Annotated in this window: 17 protein-coding genes; 2 read left to right on the top strand and 15 right to left on the bottom strand. The window is 68.6% G+C overall.

The features are described from left to right. Positions 1–25: 25 nt before the first annotated feature. From dnaN to FBZ90_RS20240, 12 genes are all read right to left on the bottom strand, one after another. Positions 26–1150: a DNA polymerase III subunit beta gene (gene dnaN / locus FBZ90_RS20295; RefSeq protein ID WP_145734815.1), complete on the bottom strand. Its 1125-nt coding sequence runs from the start codon at positions 1148–1150 to the stop codon at positions 26–28. 212 nt (positions 1151–1362) lie between these two features. Beyond that, a complete protein-coding gene (gene dnaA, locus FBZ90_RS20290) occupies positions 1363–2853 on the bottom strand; it encodes a chromosomal replication initiator protein DnaA (RefSeq protein WP_145734814.1) in 1491 nt (496 codons plus the stop codon). Positions 2854–3810: 957 nt separating this feature from the next. Then, entirely contained in the window at positions 3811–4074 is a 264-nt protein-coding gene (gene rpsT / locus FBZ90_RS20285) for a 30S ribosomal protein S20 (RefSeq protein WP_145734813.1), read from the bottom strand. 273 nt (positions 4075–4347) lie between these two features. Then, positions 4348–4725 (bottom strand): hypothetical protein, encoded by a 378-nt coding sequence (locus FBZ90_RS20280; RefSeq protein WP_211102214.1) that lies wholly within the window; start codon positions 4723–4725, stop codon positions 4348–4350. Between the two features lie 114 nt (positions 4726–4839). After that, positions 4840–5697 (bottom strand): bifunctional DNA-formamidopyrimidine glycosylase/DNA-(apurinic or apyrimidinic site) lyase, encoded by an 858-nt coding sequence (gene mutM / locus FBZ90_RS20275; RefSeq protein WP_145734812.1) that lies wholly within the window; start codon positions 5695–5697, stop codon positions 4840–4842. A 24-nt stretch (positions 5698–5721) separates the two neighbouring features. Beyond that, entirely contained in the window at positions 5722–6159 is a 438-nt protein-coding gene (locus tag FBZ90_RS20270; protein WP_145734811.1) for a DsrE family protein, read from the bottom strand. Continuing rightward, positions 6156–6983: a HesA/MoeB/ThiF family protein gene (locus tag FBZ90_RS20265; protein ID WP_145734810.1), complete on the bottom strand. Its 828-nt coding sequence runs from the start codon at positions 6981–6983 to the stop codon at positions 6156–6158. The genes FBZ90_RS20270 and FBZ90_RS20265 overlap by 4 nt, the downstream gene beginning before the upstream one ends. A gap of 192 nt (positions 6984–7175) precedes the next feature. After that, on the bottom strand, positions 7176–8156 hold the full coding sequence (cysK, locus tag FBZ90_RS20260; protein ID WP_145734809.1) for a cysteine synthase A: 981 nt from the start codon (positions 8154–8156) through the stop codon (positions 7176–7178). A gap of 17 nt (positions 8157–8173) precedes the next feature. Next, a complete protein-coding gene (locus FBZ90_RS20255) occupies positions 8174–8629 on the bottom strand; it encodes an RrF2 family transcriptional regulator (RefSeq protein ID WP_145734808.1) in 456 nt (151 codons plus the stop codon). Positions 8630–8645: 16 nt separating this feature from the next. Beyond that, positions 8646–9119: a dUTP diphosphatase gene (dut, locus tag FBZ90_RS20250; protein WP_186455955.1), complete on the bottom strand. Its 474-nt coding sequence runs from the start codon at positions 9117–9119 to the stop codon at positions 8646–8648. Beyond that, entirely contained in the window at positions 9119–10411 is a 1293-nt protein-coding gene (gene coaBC / locus FBZ90_RS20245; protein ID WP_145734806.1) for a bifunctional phosphopantothenoylcysteine decarboxylase/phosphopantothenate--cysteine ligase CoaBC, read from the bottom strand. The genes dut and coaBC overlap by 1 nt, the downstream gene beginning before the upstream one ends. A 315-nt stretch (positions 10412–10726) precedes the next feature. After that, positions 10727–15586, bottom strand: coding sequence for an NAD-glutamate dehydrogenase (locus FBZ90_RS20240; RefSeq protein ID WP_145734805.1), 4860 nt, complete (start codon positions 15584–15586; stop codon positions 10727–10729). 264 nt (positions 15587–15850) lie between these two features. Between FBZ90_RS20240 and FBZ90_RS20235 the strand changes: the two genes are divergently transcribed. Continuing rightward, entirely contained in the window at positions 15851–16957 is a 1107-nt protein-coding gene (locus FBZ90_RS20235) for an NUDIX hydrolase (protein ID WP_338121742.1), read from the top strand. 6 nt (positions 16958–16963) lie between these two features. Here FBZ90_RS20235 and FBZ90_RS20230 read toward each other — a convergent pair whose 3' ends face one another. The 3 genes from FBZ90_RS20230 to FBZ90_RS20220 form a co-directional block, all read right to left on the bottom strand. After that, entirely contained in the window at positions 16964–17155 is a 192-nt protein-coding gene (locus FBZ90_RS20230) for a hypothetical protein (protein ID WP_145734804.1), read from the bottom strand. 125 nt (positions 17156–17280) lie between these two features. Continuing rightward, positions 17281–18717 (bottom strand): class I SAM-dependent RNA methyltransferase, encoded by a 1437-nt coding sequence (locus FBZ90_RS20225; protein WP_145734803.1) that lies wholly within the window; start codon positions 18715–18717, stop codon positions 17281–17283. Then, positions 18714–19193, bottom strand: a complete 480-nt coding sequence (locus FBZ90_RS20220; protein ID WP_246130579.1) for an acyl-CoA thioesterase — start codon at positions 19191–19193, stop codon at positions 18714–18716. Before FBZ90_RS20220 ends, FBZ90_RS20225 begins: the two co-directional genes overlap by 4 nt. A 157-nt stretch (positions 19194–19350) precedes the next feature. Here FBZ90_RS20220 and FBZ90_RS20215 point away from each other — a divergent pair, with 157 nt between their 5' ends. Next, positions 19351–19590 carry a hypothetical protein gene (locus FBZ90_RS20215; RefSeq protein ID WP_040843696.1) on the top strand — a complete coding sequence of 80 codons (240 nt, stop codon included), beginning with the start codon at positions 19351–19353 and terminating at the stop codon, positions 19588–19590. Positions 19591–19731 lie beyond the last annotated feature (141 nt).

The raw sequence follows: 19731 nt of genomic DNA, 5'->3' as shown, positions 1-19731 counted from the left end.
GCCCCGCAATCACGTGCGCCCGGCCTCAGACGCGCATCGGCATGAGGACGTACAGGGCCGAGCCGTCGGCCACGTCGCGCACCACGGTGGGCGAGCCTGCGTCGGCCAGGGTGAAGCGCACGCCCTCGCCCTCGATCTGCTGGGTGATGTCCAGCAGGTAGCGGCTGTTGAAGCCGATCTCGAGCGCCGTGTTGTCGTAGCTGACCTCGATCTCTTCCGTGGCCGAGCCGGCCTCGGGGCTGGAGGCCGAGAGGGTCAGGATGCCGCGGTCCAGGCTGAGCTTCACCGCCCGGCTCTTTTCCGTGGAGATGGTGGCGACGCGGTCGACGGCGGCGGCGAACTGGCCGGCGTTGACCTCCATCACCTTGTCGTTGCCCGTGGGGATGACGCGCTCATAGTCCGGGAAGGTGCCGTCGATCAGCTTGCTGGTCAGCACGATGCTGTCGAAGGCGAAGCGCACCTTGGTGTCGGACAGCTGGACCTCGATGCGGTCCGCCGCCTCGTCCAGCAGCTTGCGCACCTCGATCACGGTCTTGCGCGGGATGATGACGCCGGGGATGCCGCTGGCGCCGTCCGGCAGGGCCATCTCCACCCGGGCCAGGCGGTGGCCGTCGGTGGCCACGGCGCGCAGCACCGGGATCTCGGCGGCGCCGGTCTTGGCCTTGGAGGCATGCAGGTAGATGCCGTTCAGGTAGTAGCGCGTCTCCTCCGTGGAGATGGCGAACTTGGTGCGGTCCACCAGCATCTTCAGGTCGTTGGCCGACAGGGTGAAGCGGTGGCCGGTGTCGCCGCCGGCCATGACGGGGAAGTCTTCCACCGGCAGGGCGCCCAGGCGGAACTGCGACCGGCCGGACCGCAGGGTCAGCGTGTCGGCGGTGAAGTCCAGTTCCACCTGGCTGCCGTCCGGCAGCTTGCGGGCGATGTCATACAGGGTGTGGGCGGGGGCGGTGGCGGAACCGGGGCGCGCGATGTCGGCCGGCACGGATTCCACGATCTCCAGATCCATGTCGGTGGCGGTCAGCGCCAGTTCGCCGTTTTCCGCCTTCAGCAGCACGTTGGACAGGATCGGAATGGTGTTCCGACGCTCCACCACGCTCTGAACATGACCGAGAGACCGGAGCAAAGCCGCGCGTTCGATGGTGATCTTCATGCCGTTCCGCTTGTGCTGACCCGTCGCCCCCTTGGGCGCGGCTGAGTGTTTGCCTTGAATTCCCCAAAGCCCCCCCACAGGGCCCGGAAAAAGGGGTGCACACCATAGCACAAGCCCCGCCGGGCGACAGCGTTTTCGACCGGTTCCAGGGGCTGTCGGATGGCCGAGTCGCCCCCTGTCCGAAAGGGGGGCACGGGGGACGCGGAACGGCGTCAGCCTTCCAGCATGCGGCGCAGCAGTTCCACGTCCTCGAAGAAGGTCGGGTCGGTGGCGCACAGCTCCTCCACCTTGCGCACGGCGTGCATCACGGTGGTGTGGTCGCGGTCGCCGAACTTGCGGCCGATCTCGGGCAGGGACCGGGCTGTCAGCTGCTTGGACAGGTACATCGCCACCTGGCGGGGGCGGGCCACGGCACGGGCACGGCGGGCGGAACTCATGTCCGCCAGGCGGATGTTGTAGTGCTCCGCCACCTTCTTCTGGATTTCCTCGATGGTCACCCGGCGGTTGCTGGCGCGCAGCAGGTCGTGCAGCACTTCCTGGCTGCTTTCCAGGGTGATGGCACGGCCCACCAGCTCGGCATGGGCCACGATGCGGTTCAGGGCGCCTTCCAGCTCACGCACGTTGGACGTGATCTTGTGAGCCAGGAACTCCAGCACCTTCGAGGGGATCTGCACCCGCATCTGTTCCGCCTTGGACTGCAGGATGCCCAGGCGCAGTTCATAGGTGGTGGGGTGGATGTCGGCCACCAGCCCCCAGCCGAGGCGGGAGCGCAGGCGCTCCTCCATGCCTTCCAGGTCGGACGGGCTCTTGTCGGCGGAGATGATGACCTGGCGGTTCTGGTCCACCAGCGCGTTGAAGGTGTGGAAGAACTCTTCCTGAGTGCTGTCCTTGCCGCTGATGAACTGCACATCGTCGATCATCAGCACGTCGACGGAGCGGAACTGCTCCTTGAACGCCATGGTGTCCTTGTACCGAAGGGCCCGGATGAACTGGTACATGAACTTTTCCGCCGACAGGTAGATCACCCGGCGGGCGGGGTCCTTCTTGCGGATGTGCCAGGCGATGGCATGCATCAGGTGGGTCTTGCCCAGGCCCACGCCGCCGTACAGGAACAGCGGGTTGAAGGTCACGGCGCTGGCGTCGGCCACGCGGCGGGCGGCGGCAAAGGCCAGTTCGTTGGGCTTGCCCACCACGAAATTCTCGAAGGTGAAGCGGGGGTCCAGTAGCGCCGACACGTCGTCGCGCTCCTCCCCCATGCCGTTGCCGGCGATGAAGGCGGGCAGGGCTGGCGCCTCGGCCGCCCCGTTCAGGGACGCCACGGCCTCACCGCTATCATAGGCCGGCAGGGGGGCGGCCGCGCCATCGGCCAGCGGCCCCGCGTCGGCGCCATTGGCGGCCCCGCGCGGCAGCGTGCTGAGGGCACCGCCCAGAGAAGCGTCGCCCCGCGGCGGCGCCACAACGATCTCCACGGACTGGACGCCGGGATTCTCCCCCGTCCACAGGGCACGGATGCGGTCAGCGTAATGGGTGCGGATCCAGTCGCGCATGAAGCGCGTGGGCACGACGATGCGCACCTGGCCGCCGATGAAATCCTCCACGGTCAGCGGCTTCAGCCAGCTGCGATACGCGGTTTCACCCACCTCGTCCTTGAGCCGCCCGCTGATGCGCGCCCATTGCTGATCCAGAGATGCCTGAACCGACATTCCCGCTTCGCTCCTGCCCCAACGCCTTCCGGACCCGGACAACCACACTGGACGGCACCGGCCATGAGGACCGGGGCCAACGACGGACGGCCGACGATGGGCCATCCCAAACCGGATCAATTCGGACCGGAACCATGCGCCGGGTCGCCCCCTTTGGTCCCATGCGGGGCTGGACGCCCCGCTCGAGACTGTGGAGGTCTGGGGTCGACGTCAGGGGCGGATCGAAGATATCGGGGCCGGACAGGCCGGCATAACAGACGACGCTGGCGCAAGGGCGCGCGATCCCGGGGGATCCCACCCTTCCAACATCGTCCCAACCCCGCTTCGTCAGCCCCTGTTGTCGGCCCTGTCCCGGCTGGTTCCGTGACCACCCTTTCCCACACCGGACTTTACCGGCACCAGGACACGGGGCATGCCCCCTGCCCCATCCGGCGCCATTCCGGTGTAAACACCAGGCAGACTAAAACCTAACCACGCAAACAAAACCGCGCACCTTGCGGGATTCATTTTAAAGAATCTGCCGCAGACGCATGATCTTCTTCAAAGATTCAGAAATCCACCAATGCCAGAATGATGTAGAACGACACGCGTCATCATCAAGATGCATCTGTCATCGGTTTGCGCAGGCGTTCCCGCCGCTTGATTACTTCATCGTGGAGAACGATCCCGCACATCGGAAGATGCTAGTCGGGCCGTTCGGGAGTCGCAATAGGCTCGAAAAGGGAACAAGCAAAAAAGACCGAATGATGCTCGTGCGCGCCGGTCGATACCGGCCCTTCGGACTATTCTGGAAGAATAGGGTTAGGTAAACGCAGTAACGAGGGGCCAACAAGGAAAAGGCCGCGCCCCCGCCGTTGTCCGGCAGGACGCGGCCTCCTTGCTTCCACGGTCAAGAGCTGAGACCCCGACTTCGACGGCGCGGGTCAGCGACCCGCGCGCACTGGCCGGGGCCGGCTATCAGCCCAGAGCGTTGATGCGGAGAGACAGACGGGAGAGCTTGCGCGACACGGTGTTCCGGTGCAGCACGCCCTTGGACACGCCGCGCATCATTTCCGGCTGGGCCAGCTTGAAGGCCTCGGCGGCGGCGCTCTTGTCGCCGGCTTCCAGGGCCAGCTCAACCTTCTTCACGAAGGTACGGATACGGGACACGCGGGCCCGGTTGACTTCGGTACGGACTTCCGTCTGACGGATACGCTTTTCAGCGGACTTATGATTAGCCATGACAAACCCTTTTCGAACACGACCCTTGCCGTGGAAGGCCGGGCTTATACCCCCTCCCCACGAAACCGTCAAGCGGCACGGCCCTAAAAACCGCGCCAGACTAGACCAAAACACGGGACGCACGTCCCTGCTTTGGACATTCCCGCCCCCCGGATTCAACGAGTCTAAAACCAGATATGGGCGATTCTGTCATCGAGCCCCAATATCGTGGGTCTTTTACTTTAAAAACCTACCGCTTCTTGATGCCGTGGCCGCGAGCGCGCTTCGGTGCCCCTACTGTGGCCGCAGGACGAAGCGCACCATCGTTTCCGCCCGGCTGCCGGTGCCATCCCGGGTGGCGGTGATCTCCAGCCGCTCGCCATCGCGTGCCCAGCGGCCGGCACCGGCGGCACGCCATCCCAGCTGCGGCAGGGTCTGGGAATAGAAGGCGTTGATGGCGTCGGCGCTGACGTCGCCCTGGGCAGCCGACTCGACAATGCGCCCCTCCGGCTGGTCGAAAACCACGGCGCCGTTGGTCGGCGCGGTCAAGCCGGGCATCAGGGGCAAATCCTCCACCCCCGGCACGTATCCCGGCTCCACCGGCCGCGCGAGGCCCGGGCCCCCGGCCAGCAGCAAGGGAAGGGACAGGGCGGCGACAAAGGCTAAGCGCATTCGGGGGCTCACGAGGGCCGAGATCTCCAGAGGCGGGGCATAACGGAAATTACCCGCCCCGCGCATGATGGTGACGCAGGACGGCCCGCCCGGCAACGGGCAAGGCCGCATGGATCAGCGCTGCCGCCGTGCGCAGAAGAAGCTGGACCGCCCAGCCTGGACCAGCCGCCGCACGCCGCCCGTGCGGGCCACGTCGCAGTCGCAACCGGGGCAGGCCTGCCCCTCGCGCCCATAGACGGCGAAGGAGTGCTGGAAGTAGCCCAGTTCGCCATCGGACTGGACGTAGTCGCGCAGGGAGGAGCCGCCGGCGGCGATGGCCTCGGTCAGCACGTCGCGGATGGCGGGCACCAGGCGCTGGGCGTCCTTGCCCGCCACGCTGGCCGCCGAGCGCTCGGGGCTGATGCCTGAGCGGAACAGCGCCTCGCAGACGTAGATGTTGCCGAGGCCGGCCACCACCCGCTGGTCCAGCAGCGCCGCCTTGATGGGCGTCATCTTGCCCGCCAGCCGGGCCGACAGGGTGTCCGCGTCGAACTCGTTGCCCAGCGGTTCCGGTCCCAGCTTGGCCAGCAGGGGGTGGCTGTCCACCTGCCCCTCCGCGATCAGGTCCATGAGGCCGAAGCGCCGGGGGTCGTTGAAGGTGACGACAGCGCCGTCGTCCGTTTCCATGACGACATGGTCATGGGCGCCCGGCACGCCGGCCGGCCCCCGGCTGACCACCATGCTGCCCGACATGCCGAGATGGATGAGCAAGATGTCCTCGCCCCCCTCCGCCCCGGGGTCGAGGCGCATCAGCACGTACTTGGCCCGGCGGCCGATGCTGGCCACGCGGCGGCCGGTCAGGCGCTGGACGAAGCGGGGGGGGAAGGGCGTGCGCAGGTTGGGGCGGTGCTGGGCCACCCGCACCAGGGTCCGCCCCAGCATCTTCAGGGCCAGGCCCCGGGCCACGGTCTCGACCTCGGGCAATTCAGGCATGGCGGCACGCTTTCGGGAAGGGGGTCACAGGTGGATAAGATGGGCGCCCGGCGGGGTCGCCTGCAACAGGGTGACCACGCCCGCCGTTTCCACCGTCACGTCGGGGCGCAGGGCCGGCCGGTCCAGCCCCAGCACCCGCCACCCCATCTCGCACGCGATGACGCGCACGCCCAGGGGGGTGAGCGACTCGGCCAATTCCGCCAGGGTGGCGACGTTGGTTTCCGCGTACTGTTGTTCCCGCTCAACGGCCGTGGACCCATCGTCGGCGGGGTCCAGATAGGCCCAGCCATCATCGGTCAGCAGGAAACGCAGCGCCCGGCCGGTGACGAACAGCAGGGTGGGCCGGCCGATGGCCGCCGCCGCCGTGGCCATGACCAGGGCGTAATGCACCCGGTCGAAACCGCCCGATTGCAGGACGATGGACAGGCCAGGGGGGCAGAGGCCAGGTTGAGCGGTCGTCATGTCGTCTCTTCCCCCGGCCCTTCTTCACCGGGCAGGGCGGTGATGGTCGGATGGCTGCCGCACAGGGGGCAATCCGGGTCAGGCTTCACCCGCACGGTGCGGAAGCTGGCGCCCAGGCTGTCATAGAGCATCAGGCGTCCGGACAGGCTGTCGCCGATGCCCAGCAGTTCCTTCAGCACCTCCAGCGCCTGCAAGGACCCCACCGTGCCGGCCAGCGCCCCCAGCACCCCCGCCTCGGAACAGGACGGCACCAGGCCGGGCGGCGGCGGCTCGGGAAAGACGCAGCGGTAGCAGGGGTGGGACGCCCCCTCGTGGGCCTTGCCCAAATAAGCTTTGAACGTCGAAATCTGCCCGTCGAAGCGCAGCATGGCGGCCGACACCAGGGGCCGGCGCTCGAAATAGCAGGCGTCGTTCAGCAGGAAGCGGGTGGCGAAATTGTCCGACCCGTCGGCCACGATGTCATAGGCCCGCACCAGATCGCGGACGTTGCCGGGACCCAGGCGCATGCGGTGCGTCTCCACCACCACGTCGGGGTTGATGGCGCGCAGGCGGGCCGCGGCGCTGTCGACCTTGGCTTGGCCCAGCGAGGCCATGTCATGCACCACCTGCCGCTGCAGGTTGGACAGGTCGACGGTGTCGTCGTCGACGATGCCGATGCGCCCCACGCCAGCCGCCGCCAGGTACAGCAGCAAGGGCGCGCCCAGGCCGCCGGCGCCCACCACCAGGACGGAACTGGCCAGCAGCCTGGCCTGCCCCTCCCCGCCCACCTCCTTCAGGATGATGTGGCGGGAGTAGCGCTCGATCTGTGAATCGGTGAAGTCCATGTACGGTTGCCTCAGGCGCCGGCGGGGCATCCGCCCCTTGGCTTGTCCTCGATTTTCAGTCCGCCTTCGGCTCCCCGAAAATCTCCGGCGGCCGCAGTCGCGGCCTAGGTAAAACTAAAACCGTGGGACAGGATGTGCGGGAAAAAGGGGCCGGCGCTGTGGCCGGCCCCCCTCAGCGTCGATCCAGGCCGGTCAATCCAGGCCGTCGAACAGGCCGGTGGACAGGTAGCGTTCAGCGAAGCTGGGCAGGATCACGACGATCTGCTTGCCCTCGTTCTCCGGCCGGGCGCCCAGTTCCAGGGCCGCAGCCAAGGCGGCGCCGGAACTGATGCCGACGGCGACCCCCTCCAGCCGGGCCACCTGACGCGCCGTCTCGAACGCCCGCTGGTTGGAGATGCGCAGCACCTCGTCAATCAGGTGGGTGTCCAGGATGTCCGGCACGAAGCCGGCGCCGATGCCCTGGATCTTGTGCGGGCCGGGCAGTCCACCGGACAGGACGGGGCTGTCCTCCGGCTCCACCGCCACCGCCTTGAAGCTGGGCTTGCGCTCCTTGATCACGCTGGCCACGCCGGTCAGCGTGCCGCCGGTGCCCACGCCGGAAATCAGGAAGTCCACGCCGCCGGCGGTGTCGGTCCAGATTTCCTCGGCCGTGGTGCGGCGGTGGATCTCCGGGTTCGCCGGGTTCTTGAACTGCTGCAGGATGTAGGCGTCGCCCGCCTCGGCCGCCAGTTCCTCCGCCTTGGCGATGGCGCCCTTCATGCCCTGGGCCGGCGGGGTCAGCACGATCTCCGCGCCCAGCAGCTTCAGCATGCGGCGGCGTTCCACCGACATGCTTTCCGGCATGGTCAGGATCAGGCGGTAGCCCTTGGCCGCGGCGACGAAGGCGAGCGCGATGCCGGTGTTGCCCGAGGTGGGCTCGATCAGCAGGGTACGGTCGGGGGAGATGCGGCCATCGGCCTCCGCCGCCTGGATCATAGCCAGACCGATGCGGTCCTTCACGCTGGACAGCGGGTTGAAGAACTCGCACTTGCCGATGATGTCGGCCTTGACGCCATGGGCGGCGGCCAGGCGCTGCAGACGCACCAGCGGGGTGGCGCCCACGGTGTCCAGGATGCTGTCGTAAACGCGGCCACGGAAGGCGGCGCCCGTCGACGGGTTGGGAGTGTCAGCCATGATGGTGCTCCGTTTCCTTAGATGCTGAAGTCCAGCTTGTGGGTCGCTTCGCTTTCGATGCCGGCGCGATGGGCGCGCAGGCACAGATCCTCAATGGTGGTCTGATCCAGGCGGCGCATGCAGTCATCCTGCAGTTCGGCCCACAGCGGCCGCACCACCTGGCGGCCCAGCTCGGCCCCCACCGGCTCCTCCATGGGGTCGGTGGCCTGTTCCAGGGCGCGGACGATGCGCACGATCTCGCCCACTGTGATGCGGCGGCGTTCCCGCGCCAGGCGATAGCCGCCCCGGGGCCCGCGCACCCCCGCCAGGATACCCGCCCGCACCAGGGCCTGCAGCACCTGTTCCAGGTAACGCTTGGGGATGCCCTGCCGCGCCGTGATCTCCCCCGACTGCACGGGTTCGGAACCGGCGTTGTAGGCGATGTCCAGCACCACCTCGATGGCGAACATCAGCTTCTTGGAAATCCGCAGCATCCCTTCCCCCATTTCTTCAACCCGCGCGACCGGTGGCGGCGGTACCGGTGGACCCGAAGCCGCCGGCGCCGCGGGCGGTCTCATCCAGGCTTTCCACCTCGTTCCATTGGATGCGTTCGTGGCGGGCGATCACCATCTGCGCGATGCGCATGCCGCGCTCGATGGTGAAGGGCTGGTCCCCCAGGTTCACCAGGATCACGCCCACCTCGCCCCGGTAATCGGCGTCCACCGTGCCGGGAGCGTTCAGCACCGTGACACCGTTCTTCAGGGCGAGGCCGGAGCGCGGACGCACCTGTGCCTCGAAACCCACCGGCAGGGAAATGGCCAGGCCCGTGGGCACCAGCGCGCGGCCCAGCGGCGGGATGACCACCGGGGCCGACACGGCCGCCATCAGGTCCAGGCCGGCGGCCTGGGCGGTGGCATAGGCGGGCAGATCCAGATCCTTGCCATGGGGCAGGCGGGTGACGGCGACGGTAATGGCTTCGGTCATCAAACGGGTTCCGGGTTGTTGTTGCTTGTTGAAAGGGCGATGGGGGGTGACAGGGTGTCGGCGATGGCCTGGGCCAGGCGCGCCGCGACCTCGGTCTTGCTCAGGCGCGGCCAAGTTTCGATCAGAGGGGCCTCAGGCGCGGCCCCCCGGCGCAGCAGATGCACCTGATTGTCGTCGCCGCCGAAGGTGCCGGTGCCGGTCGCCACGTCGTTGGCGACGATCCAGTCGCAGCCCTTCTTGGCCAGCTTGGCGGCGGCGTAGGCCAGCACGTCGCGCGTCTCGGCGGCGAAGCCCACCACCAGGCGGGGCCGCGCCGGGCCGGCCTGGGCCAGGGTGGCCAGGATGTCGGGGTTCTCCGCCAGGGTCAGGGTGGGCGGGCCGTCTGGGCCCTTCTTCACCTTGTCGCCTGCGGCGGCCGCCACGCGCCAATCGGCCACGGCGGCGGCGCAGACGGCGATGTCGGCCGGAAGCGCGCCCTGACTGGCGGCCAGCATCTCGGCCGCCGTCTCCACCCGCACCACGCGCACGCCCATTGGGTCGGCCAGGGTGACGGGGCCGCTGACCAGGGTCACGTCGGCACCCAACGCCGCCAGGGCCGCCGCCACGGCATGGCCCTGCTTGCCGGATGACCGGTTGGCGATGTAGCGCACGGGGTCGATAGGTTCATGGGTGGGGCCGCTGGTCACCACGGCGCGGCGGCCGGCCAGGGGTTTGGACGCGCTCTGCCCGGCGAAAAAGGCGGCGATGGCGGCCACGATCTCCATCGGCTCCACCATGCGGCCGGAGCCGACCTCACCGCAGGCCATGTCGCCGGCGGCGGGCCCCAGGCGCCGGATGCCGCGCTGTTCCAGGATGCGGACGTTGGCCTGGGTGGCCGGATTGGTCCACATCATGACATTCATGGCCGGCACCACCAGCACCGGCTTGTCGGTGGCCAGCAGCGCCGTCGTCGCCAGGTCATTGGCCATGCCGGCGGCCATGCGCGCCAGGATGTCGGCGCTGGCCGGCGCCACCACCACCAGGTCGGCTTCGCGCGACAGGCGGATGTGGCCCATTTCTGATTCGTCGGTCAGGGAGAAGAGGTCGGTGTAGACCTTCTCCTCCGAAAGGGCGGCCACGGACAGGGGGGTGACGAACTGCTGCGCCGCCTGCGTCAGGACGGCGCGCACGCGCACGCCCCGCTCCCTCAACCGGCGGATCAGCTCCAGGCATTTATAGGCCGCGATGCCGCCGGAAATGATCAGCAGCAGACGCTTGCCATCCAGAACGCTGTAATCCGGGGTCGCGGACAAGAGGGCACCTTCGGAACCGGTTTCCCCAAAGGATATCGGGGAAACGACATCACCCACCGGACAATCTTGGCAATGCACGGAGAGGCGTTGTGAAATCAATAAATATGGAGTCGCCGGCCTTTGCGCAAGCGACAGTTCGCCACTGCGCCCACAGCGCAGAGGTCGGAGAATCAGGGTTGAAATTCACGTGAAGAATCGCGTGGCACCGCCCCTGATTAACGGGCGGCTGATTGACGGGTGGCGGCCGTCGAGGGGCACGGGGCCACAGCGGCATGGGGACGAGCCCCATGCCGCCGGTCACGCCCCGGGGGTAAATCAGCCCGCCGTCAAGCCCCGCAACTGGCGGGTGGCCACCGCCAGCATGGCCACGTCCAGGTGCGCCACGCCGCGCAGTTCCGCCAGCAGGGACTGGATGCGGTCCACCGGTCCGGCCTTGGCCGCCAGCCAACTGTCGATCAGGGCGGCCGCATCGTCGCCCTCGCCCGCCAGCACCCGGGCCGCCAGGCGGCCCTGCAGGCTGTAGAGGTCGTCGATGATGGCGCCCAGCGCCTGGCGCTGCCAATGCGTGGTGGTCTTCACCGCCTCCGCCCGGCCGCGCAGCCAGTCGAAGCCCAGCCGCTCGCCCAGCGCGAAGTGGACGGCCGCGACCTTGTCCACCCCGCGGTTGGTTTCCACCGCGATCTGGCTGATGTCGGTGGCGGCCCCCAGGGCGGAGAGCGCCGCGACGTGGTGGGCCAGCTCCGCCGGCACGCCCGCCTGTTCCAGCGCGTCCTTCTTGGCCCCCAAGTCGGCGGCGGCGTCGGGCGACAGGATGTCGGCCAGCGCCTTGGACAGCACCTTCACCGCCGGCGCCAGGCGGGCGATGCCCGCCGCCATGTCCAGCGGATGGCTGTTGTTCAGCAGCGTCCAGGGCACCGCGCGGCGCAGCAGGCGGCGGGTGGCTAGGCCCATGTCGGTCTGGACCGCCGCCGGCACCTGGTTGTCCAGGGCGTCGATGGCCTTCCACACCGCCGGCAGGCCATAGGCGTCGCGGACGATGTGATAGGCGCGGGCCACGTCGGCCTCACCCATGCCGGTCTGTTCCACCATCTCGGCCACAAAGCTGGGACCGACGCGGTTCACCATGCTGTTGGTGGCCACGGTGGCGATGATCTCCCGCCGCAGCTGATGGCCGGCCACCGCCTGCGGGTACTGCCGCTGCAGGCTTTCCGGGAAATACTCCACCAGGTCGGCCGCCATCTTGGCATCGTCCGGCAGGTCGGAGTTCAGCAGCTTGTCGTAAAGGTCGATCTTGGCATAGGCCAGCAGCACCGCCGTCTCCGGCCGCGTCAGGCCCCGGCGGGCCTGGGCGCGCAGCGCCACCTCCTCATCCGTCGGCAGGAACTCGATGGCGCGGTTCAGCTTGCCCGCCTTTTCCATGAGGCGGATGAAGCGGGCCAGGTCGTCCAGCGTGTCGGGCGCCACCGCCTCATCGATGGAAAGGGCCTGGGTCTGCTGGTAGTTGTCGGCCAGCACCAGGTCCGCCACGTCGTCGGTCATGGTGGCCAGCAGGGCGTCGCGCTGGGGCAGGGTCATGCTGCCCCTGTCCATCACGTCGCGCAGCAGGATCTTGATGTTGACCTCATGGTCCGAGGTGTCGACGCCGGCGGAGTTGTCGATGGCGTCGGTGTTGAGCCGCACGCCCGCCTGCGCCGCCTCGATGCGGCCGCGCTGGGTAAAGCCCAGGTTGGCGCCCTCGCCCACCACCTTGGCACGGACCTGGCGGCCGTCGATGCGCAGGGCGTCGTTGGCCTTGTCGCCCACCTCGGCGTTGCTCTCGCCCCCGGCCTTGACATAGGTGCCGATGCCGCCCAGCCACAGCAGGTCGACCTCCGCCTTCAGGATGGCCTGCATCAGCTCCGCCGGGGTCAGGCGCTCGGCCGTGATGCCCAGAACCGCCCGGATCTCGGGCGACAGCGGAATGGACTTGGCGCCACGCTCGAAGATGCCGCCGCCCGGGGACAGCTTGGACTTGTCATAGTCCCCCCAGGACGAGCGCGGCAGGTCGAACATGCGCTTGCGCTCTTCCCAGCTGCTGGCCGCGTCCGGGTTGGGGTCCAGGAAGATATGGCGGTGGTCGAAGGCCGCCACCAGGCGGATATGCCGGGACAGCAGCATGCCGTTGCCGAACACGTCGCCCGACATGTCGCCCACGCCCACGACGGTGAAATCCTGGGTCTGGCAATCGCGGCCCAGTTCACGGAAGTGGCGCTTCACCGCCTCCCACGCGCCGCGCGCGGTGATGCCCATCTTCTTGTGGTCATAGCCGGCCGACCCGCCGGAGGCGAAGGCGTCGTCCAGCCAGAAACCATAGTCGCGGCTGACGCCGTTGGCGATGTCGGAGAAGGTGGCCGTGCCCTTGTCGGCCGCGACCACCAGATAGGGGTCGTCGCCGTCCAGGCGCACCACGTCCCGGGGCGGCACCACCTGGCCCTTCACCAGGTTGTCGGTGATGTCCAGCAGGCCGCGCATCATGGTCTTGTAGCACTCGATGCCTTCGGCCAGCGCCGCCTCGCGGCCGGCGGAGGGCGGCGGCGGGTTCTTCACCACGAAGCCGCCCTTGGACCCCATGGGCACGATGACGGCGTTCTTCACCATCTGCGCCTTGATCAGGCCCAGAATCTCGGTGCGGAAATCCTCCTTGCGGTCGGACCAGCGGATGCCGCCGCGCGCCACCTTGCCGCCGCGCAGGTGCACGGCCTCGACCCGGGGGCTGTAGACCCAGATTTCCACCATGGGCCGGGGCAGCGGCAGGTCGTCGATGGATCGGCTGTCCAGCTTGAACGACAGATAGCTCTTGGGCTGGCCGTCGGCGCCCTTCTGGAAGAAGTTGGTGCGCAGGGTGGCGCGGATGAGGTTCAGCATCCGGCGCAGGATGCGGTCCTCATCCAGGTTGGTGACCTGGTCCAGGGCGTGGTCGATCTCCACCACCAGACCCATGCGCTGGCTGTCCACCTCTTCCCGGCCCAGCTTGGCCAGGATGGCCGGGTCATGGGCCAGGTGGAACAGGCGCACCAGCAGCTTGGTGATGCCCACATGGGCCGCCAGCGTGTCCTCGATATAGGACTGGGAGAAGTCGAAGCGGGCCTGGCGCAGATACTTGGCGTAGGCGCGCACCATGGTGACGTCGCGCCAGGCCAAACCGGCCCCCAGCACCAGCTTGTTGAAGCCGTCGGTCTGGGCCTCGCCGGTCCAGACGCGCATGAAGGCGTCCTCGAACGCCTCCTTCACCGCGTCCAGCTCGACGGCCTGGCCGTTGGCCATCTTCATCTCGAAGTCCTGAATCCAGATGGACTTTTCGCGGCCGGGGATGCGCACCTCGTGCGGGCCCCCTTCCGCCAGGATCTTCAGGCCCAGATCCTCCAGCATGGGCAGGGCCTGGGACAGCTGCACCGGCGTGTCGTCGTGGTAGACCTTGAAGAACAGCTCGTGCGGCTCCGCCTCCACCGGGCGGTGCAGGTTCAGCGCGATCCGGCCCGTGGCCGCCACCGCCTCCAGCCGCTCGATATCCATCACGGCGGCTTCGGGGCTGTAGATCTCGCGATAACCCTCGGCCAGGGTGCCGCGACGATAGCGCCGGGCCAGGCGCAGGCCGACCTCCTCGCCCTTGGCATCCACCAGGGCCTGCTGCAGCCGTTCACCCCAACCGCGCGCCGCTTCGATCAGCGTCTCCTCGACATCGCGGACGTCGTAGTCGGGCACCTTGCCGGGGGTGGTCTGGATGATGATGTGGGCGCGGGCCAGCACACTTTCCGACAGCATCACATGATACTGCGTGGTCTTGCCCTCGAACGCCGTTTCCAGGATGCCCTGCAGCTTCAGGCGCAGGTCGGTGTCGTAGCGGTCGCGGGGGACGTAGATCAGCGCGCTGACGAAGCGTTCGAACGGGTCCTTGCGCACGAATAGGGCCACGCGCTGGCGGTCCTGCAGGTGCAGCACGCCCATGGCGATGTCGAACAGTTCGTCGTCGCCGATTTGGAACAACTCATCCCGGGGATAGGTCTCCAGGATGTGCAGCAGCGCCTTGCCATCGTGGCTGGACTTGTCGAAGCCCGCCCGCTCCAGCGCCCGGTTCACCTTCTGGCGCAGATAGGGGATTTCGCGGGCCGCGCGGTTGTAGGCGACCGAGGTGAACAGGCCGACGAACAGCCGCTCGCCGATCTCCACGCCATTGTCGTCGAACAGCTTCACCATCACGGCGTCCAGCGGCGCCGGGCGGTGGACGGTGGAATCCTTGTTGGCCTTGGTCACCATGATGGCGCGCGGCTGGCGCACGAAGGCGCGCACGTCCGGCGGCAGCTGGGAGAAATAGCGCAGGCCGTCGAAGACCGAGACCTCGTCATCGCGCAGGATGCCCAGGCCGGCGCCGCTGAGGATATCCAGCGTGTCCTGGCCATCCTCCTTGCCGAAGCGGTACTCGCGGACTCCTAAGAAGATGAAATGGTCGTCGTCGACCCAGCGCAGGAAGTCCAGGCCCTCCGCCACCTCGGCGGCGTCCAGGGGCTGGTTGGCCTTCTGCGAGTCGGCGATGGTTTCGGCCACGCGGCTGCGCATGGCCTCGAAATCCTCCACGGCGGCGCGCACGTCGGCCAGGACGCGCACCAGGCCGGCGCGGACCTTTTCCAGAAGCTCGGGGGAGGTCTGCTGGTCCACCTCCACATGCATGAAGCTTTCGGCCTTGGCGTCGGCGGGGGCGGCGTGCGGCTCATACAGCTCAACCAGACGGCCGTCCGCGTCGCGCTTCACCTTGACCACCGGGTGGATCACCAGGTGCACCGTCAGGCCATGGCGGTTCAGCTCCGCCGAGACGCTGTCCACCAGGAAGGGCATGTCGTCATTGACGATCTCCACCACCGTGTGGGGGGCGTGCCAGCCGTCCTGCTCCACCTTGGGATTGCAGACGCGCACCTGGGCGGTCTCGGGCTTGCGCACCGCGCCGAACTGCCACATGGCGATGGCGGCGCCGTACAGCTCGTCGCTGCTGCTGCGCAGGATGTCGTCCGGGGGCACGTTGGCGTAGAACTGCCGGACGAAGCGTTCCGCCGGGCCGGCCTTTTCCCGGGCCAGGCGGTCCCGCACCTTGGCGGCGATCTGTTCGGTCAGTTCGGATTTGCGCTGTTCTGCTTTGAGCGCCATGGGTCTTCTCTCCCGAAGTCGGGCCGTCTCTCATGCGGGCGGCCCGTTAATTCGCGGGGCCTACCATAGGCAAATCACGGCATCGAAACGAAGCGGCATCCTGCCCCACAGGACAATAAGCAGATTGTCGTCTTTTAACAGGGGCCGGTGAACTTTCTCTTGCTGTCAAAAGCGTCTCGGACAACACATTCTGTCGCGCGCCGGGACGGCCCACCGCCCCTTGGCGGGTAAATTCGCCCACGCAACAGATTTGGCGGGAGACTCGTGACCAGCGACCGGCAGCCCCAAACCGCACAACCGAACAGTCAGCCGGCAGCCGACCGCGCCTCCATCGGCCTGACCGCCGTCATCGTGGCGGTGACGCGCGAGGTGCCGCGCGTGCTGGTGGTGCGCCGGCTGACGCATGACCTGGCCACGCCGCAGCAGCAGGCCAGCGGCGATTGGGACGCCCTGCCCTTCGGCCCCTTCGCGCCCGAGCGCCATCGTACCCTGGAACAGGGATTGCGCCGCTGGGTGACCGAGCTGACGGGCCTGCCCCTGGGCTATGTGGAGCAGCTCTACACCTTCGGCGACCGCTACCGCGACCTGCGCGAGGTGGACGGGGAGCCGCGCGTCGTTTCCGTCGGCTACATCGCCCTGACGCGCGAGGCGCCGCTGTCGGGCTCGGGCGCCGCCGAGTGGCACGACTGGTACAGCTATTTCCCGTGGGAGGACTGGCGCGACGGTCGCCCGTCCATGATCGGCCGCATCCTGTTGCCGGCGCTGGAACGCTGGGCGGCCCACGACGCGGACCGCGACCCCGATTTGGCGGCGCAGCGCCGCGACCGGGTGCACACCACCTTCAGTCCCGACGACGACGCCTGGGATTATGAACGGGTGCTGGAGCGGTACGAGCTGCTGTACGAGGCCGGGTTGGTGGCGGAGGCGCCGCGCGACCGCGCCGTGCTGGCCAAACTGGCACAGAACGGCACGCTGCCGGCCGACGTGGCCGGCCTGTGGTCCGGCCCGGCGCAGCCCGACGCCCTGGCTGCCACCGGCATCCCCATGGCGCAGGACAACCGCCGCATCCTGGCGGCGGCCTTGGGCCGGGTGCGGGGAAAGCTGAAATACCGCCCGGTGGTGTTCGACCTGCTGCCGCCGCAGTTCACGCTGTTCCAGCTGCAGCGCCTGGTGGAGGCGCTGTCGGGCGTGCGCCTGCACAAGCAGAATTTCCGCCGCCTGCTGATCGCCGGCGGCCTGGTGGAGCCCACGGGCGCCTTGGAAGTGCGCACGGGCGGCCGGCCGGCGGAACTCTACCGCTTCCGCCGCGAAATCCTGCGGGAACGCGCCGCTGCGGGCGTGGGTCTGCCGACCATTCGCATCACGGAGTGATGGGTTTTACTCCAAATACGCATCCACCTCGGCGGCGGCGCGGTCCAGCGGCCAGTCCAGCCGGTCGATGATCTGCTCGACGGCGGCGTCGGCGTCCAGCGCCCGACGGCCCAGCCGGTCCAGGATGTCGTTCAGAACGTTCTCCTCCGCCACCGTGGCCGGGGCGTAGGACTTCAGGATCTCAAGCGCCTTGCTCATGGGACTGCCGGACTCGCTTCTACATTGCGACTATGGGGGCAGGGTTTATAACACGCCCCGCCCGCCCCCGCATCGCCGCAGCCACGCCGGCACCAAACGTTTGGTGCCGGCGTGGCATGGGCACATCACCCCCGGCGGAAGCGGGCCGCGACCTCCAGGTGGGGGGACCACAGGAACTGGTCCACCGGCACCAGGCGTTCCAGGACATAGCCGCCGCCCAGCAGCAGGGCGGCATCGCGGGCGAAACTGACCGGATTGCAGGAAATGGCGACCACCACCGGCACATTGGATGCCGCCAGCGCCGCCGCCTGGGACGCGGCACCCGCGCGCGGCGGATCGAACACCACCGCCTGGTAGGCCGACAGTTCCGAGGGCGACAGCGGCTCCTTGAACAGGTCGCGCCGTTCGACCGTCACGGAATGGGTGCCGGCGGCCTGGCGGGCCGCCGCCTCCAACGCCGTCAGGGCCGGCCCATCCCCCTCCACCGCGTGGACGGGCGCCAGCGTGGCAAGGGGGAAGGTCAGGGTGCCGCTGCCGGCGAACAGGTCGGCCACACGGGCCCCTTGTGCCCCTTTTTCCTGCGCAAGGGCCGCGCTGGCGCCAGCCAGGGCCTCGGCCACCAGGGCGGCCTCCCCTTCGGCGCTGGCCTGCAGGAAAGAACCGGCGGGCGGCGACACCGTCACCGGGCCGAAGCGCACCACGCCCGTGCGGCGCAGCGCGATGGGTTCCACGGGCGCGCCCGGCCGCTTGGACCAGGTGAGGCGGGCCAGGTCATGCGCCTCGGCGAAGGCCCCCAACATCTCCAGCGCGCCCAGGTCCGGCTGCGGCAGGCCCACCAGCACAACGTCGGGCCCGTCATCCAGCAGGGTCAGGGCGACGTCCAGCGTGTGCTCATCCGGCAGCAGGTCCAGCAGCAGGGCGCGCAAGGGGGCGATCAGCGCCATCAGGCGCGGCGCCAGCACCGTGCATTCCTCGATATCCACCAGGCGGTGGCTGGCGCGCTCGTTAAAGCCCAGCCACAAGCGGCGCCCCCGGCGCGCGGCGGCCAGCACGGCCCGCCGGCGGGCATGGGGCGGCGTCCGCACCAGAGGAGCCATGGGAAGGTCGGTGATGCCGGCGCGGCTCAGCGCGTGGCGCAACTGCTCCACCTTCCAGGCGCCGTAGGTGTCGGGGTCCATATGCTGCAGGGTGCAGCCGCCGCAGGTGCCGAAATGCCGGCAGGCGGGTTCGGCCCGGCCCGGCCCCTCAGCCAACAGCGACACCGGTTCCACCAGCCAGCCTTCGCCCCGCTCCTGCGCGAAGCGCACCATCAGCCGGTCGCCCACCAGGGTCTGGGGCACGAACAGGCGGTGGTTCGGCCCGTACGGCTCCTGCCAGTGGGCGACGCCGTCACCCAGGGCGCCCACGGTTTCCACGGTGATCTCGACCGGGCCCGTGGTGGGCGGTTCCACGGGCGGGCGGGCGGCGGGACGGCGGGGCTGGGGACGGCCGCCGGAGGACTTGCCACCAAAGGACTTGCTACCGGGGGTCTTGCCACGGCTGGGGGCGGGACGGCGGCTCACAGGAAACCCTCCAAGGCGGAACGCAGGTCATCGGGAATGGGCGTGGGCCGGTGGCTGGCGGCGTCCACCAGGACCGAGACGGACAGGGCGGTGGCATGGCAGCGGTCGCCAACGAACAGGCCGCTGCCTGTGGTCCAGGACGTGCGGCCCAGGCGCGCCACCCGCGTGCCGACGCGCACAGCGTTGGGGTAGGTGATCTCCGCCAGGTAGTCGATGGTGATCTTGCGCATCACGATGGCGTGGCCGCGCATGTCCACCCGCGCCCGCAACGCGTGATGCAAGGCCACCCGGCCTGATTCGAAATAGACGCCAAAGGCGTTGTTGTTGACGTGGCCCACCGGGTCCAGGTCGTTGAAACGCACATGCTCGTCCGTCCAGAAGCCGTAGCTGGCGGCCTCCGCCAGGTCGAAAGGCGGATCGGCGGCGCCGGGTCCGGGAGGAAGCGGGGCCTGTGAAAATGACGGCGGGACGGACACGGGCGTTAAGTTCCTGTGACGGGGCATGATTTGCCCCGGGGATTAGGGGTGCGGGGTGACTTTTGGCCAGCCGGGCGGCGTGACGGCACCGGGCAAGGATGCTATAGCTGGCCCACGAGCTGATCCATACACCCTATTATCACAGTGAAGGTCTGCCATGAGCGACACCAACAACTCCACCGCGGAAGCCCTGTTCGAGAAGGCGCTGAGCGTCGCGGAAAAGCATCTTGAGGCGGCGCTCAAGGAGGCGGGCCCCCTGGCCGCCTATGTCGCGGTCGCCATGATCGAAGTGGCCGTCAACCAGGCGGTGGAGGAAACCACCCACCAGGACGTGGTCGACATGCTGCACGACCTGGCCAACCAGATCGAGCAGGACGCCGACGAGGAAGAGGAATAATCGTCGCCTCCTCACGGCCGATTGAACGTTTTCCGGCGGCGCCGGCGCCCGCCCCTTCCCGTCCTGGTCCCAGGGCGGCATGGGGTGGCGCCGGCGTTGCTGCTTTTGGGGCACCCCACCCGGATAGCGGCCTTATTATGC

Source organism: Nitrospirillum pindoramense, from assembly GCF_007827955.1.
Taxonomy (GTDB): Bacteria; Pseudomonadota; Alphaproteobacteria; order Azospirillales; family Azospirillaceae; genus Nitrospirillum; species Nitrospirillum amazonense_B.
Note: the sequence above shows the minus strand (reverse complement) of the source record. Positions and strands in the feature narration are given on the sequence as shown.

Bases quoted from the DNA above. Each gene is read 5' to 3' on its own strand.
- dnaN (WP_145734815.1), bottom strand. From the start codon at position 1,150: ATGAAGATCACCATCGAACGCGCGGCTTTGCTCCGGTCTCTCGGTCAT.
- dnaA (WP_145734814.1), bottom strand. From the start codon at position 2,853: ATGTCGGTTCAGGCATCTCTGGATCAGCAATGGGCGCGCATCAGCGGG.
- rpsT (WP_145734813.1), bottom strand. From the start codon at position 4,074: ATGGCTAATCATAAGTCCGCTGAAAAGCGTATCCGTCAGACGGAAGTC.
- FBZ90_RS20280 (WP_211102214.1), bottom strand. From the start codon at position 4,725: ATGCGCTTAGCCTTTGTCGCCGCCCTGTCCCTTCCCTTGCTGCTGGCC.
- mutM (WP_145734812.1), bottom strand. From the start codon at position 5,697: ATGCCTGAATTGCCCGAGGTCGAGACCGTGGCCCGGGGCCTGGCCCTG.
- FBZ90_RS20270 (WP_145734811.1), bottom strand. From the start codon at position 6,159: ATGACGACCGCTCAACCTGGCCTCTGCCCCCCTGGCCTGTCCATCGTC.
- FBZ90_RS20265 (WP_145734810.1), bottom strand. From the start codon at position 6,983: ATGGACTTCACCGATTCACAGATCGAGCGCTACTCCCGCCACATCATC.
- cysK (WP_145734809.1), bottom strand. From the start codon at position 8,156: ATGGCTGACACTCCCAACCCGTCGACGGGCGCCGCCTTCCGTGGCCGC.
- FBZ90_RS20255 (WP_145734808.1), bottom strand. From the start codon at position 8,629: ATGCTGCGGATTTCCAAGAAGCTGATGTTCGCCATCGAGGTGGTGCTG.
- dut (WP_186455955.1), bottom strand. From the start codon at position 9,119: ATGACCGAAGCCATTACCGTCGCCGTCACCCGCCTGCCCCATGGCAAG.
- FBZ90_RS20240 (WP_145734805.1), bottom strand. From the start codon at position 15,586: ATGGCGCTCAAAGCAGAACAGCGCAAATCCGAACTGACCGAACAGATC.
- FBZ90_RS20230 (WP_145734804.1), bottom strand. From the start codon at position 17,155: ATGAGCAAGGCGCTTGAGATCCTGAAGTCCTACGCCCCGGCCACGGTG.
- FBZ90_RS20215 (WP_040843696.1), top strand. From the start codon at position 19,351: ATGAGCGACACCAACAACTCCACCGCGGAAGCCCTGTTCGAGAAGGCG.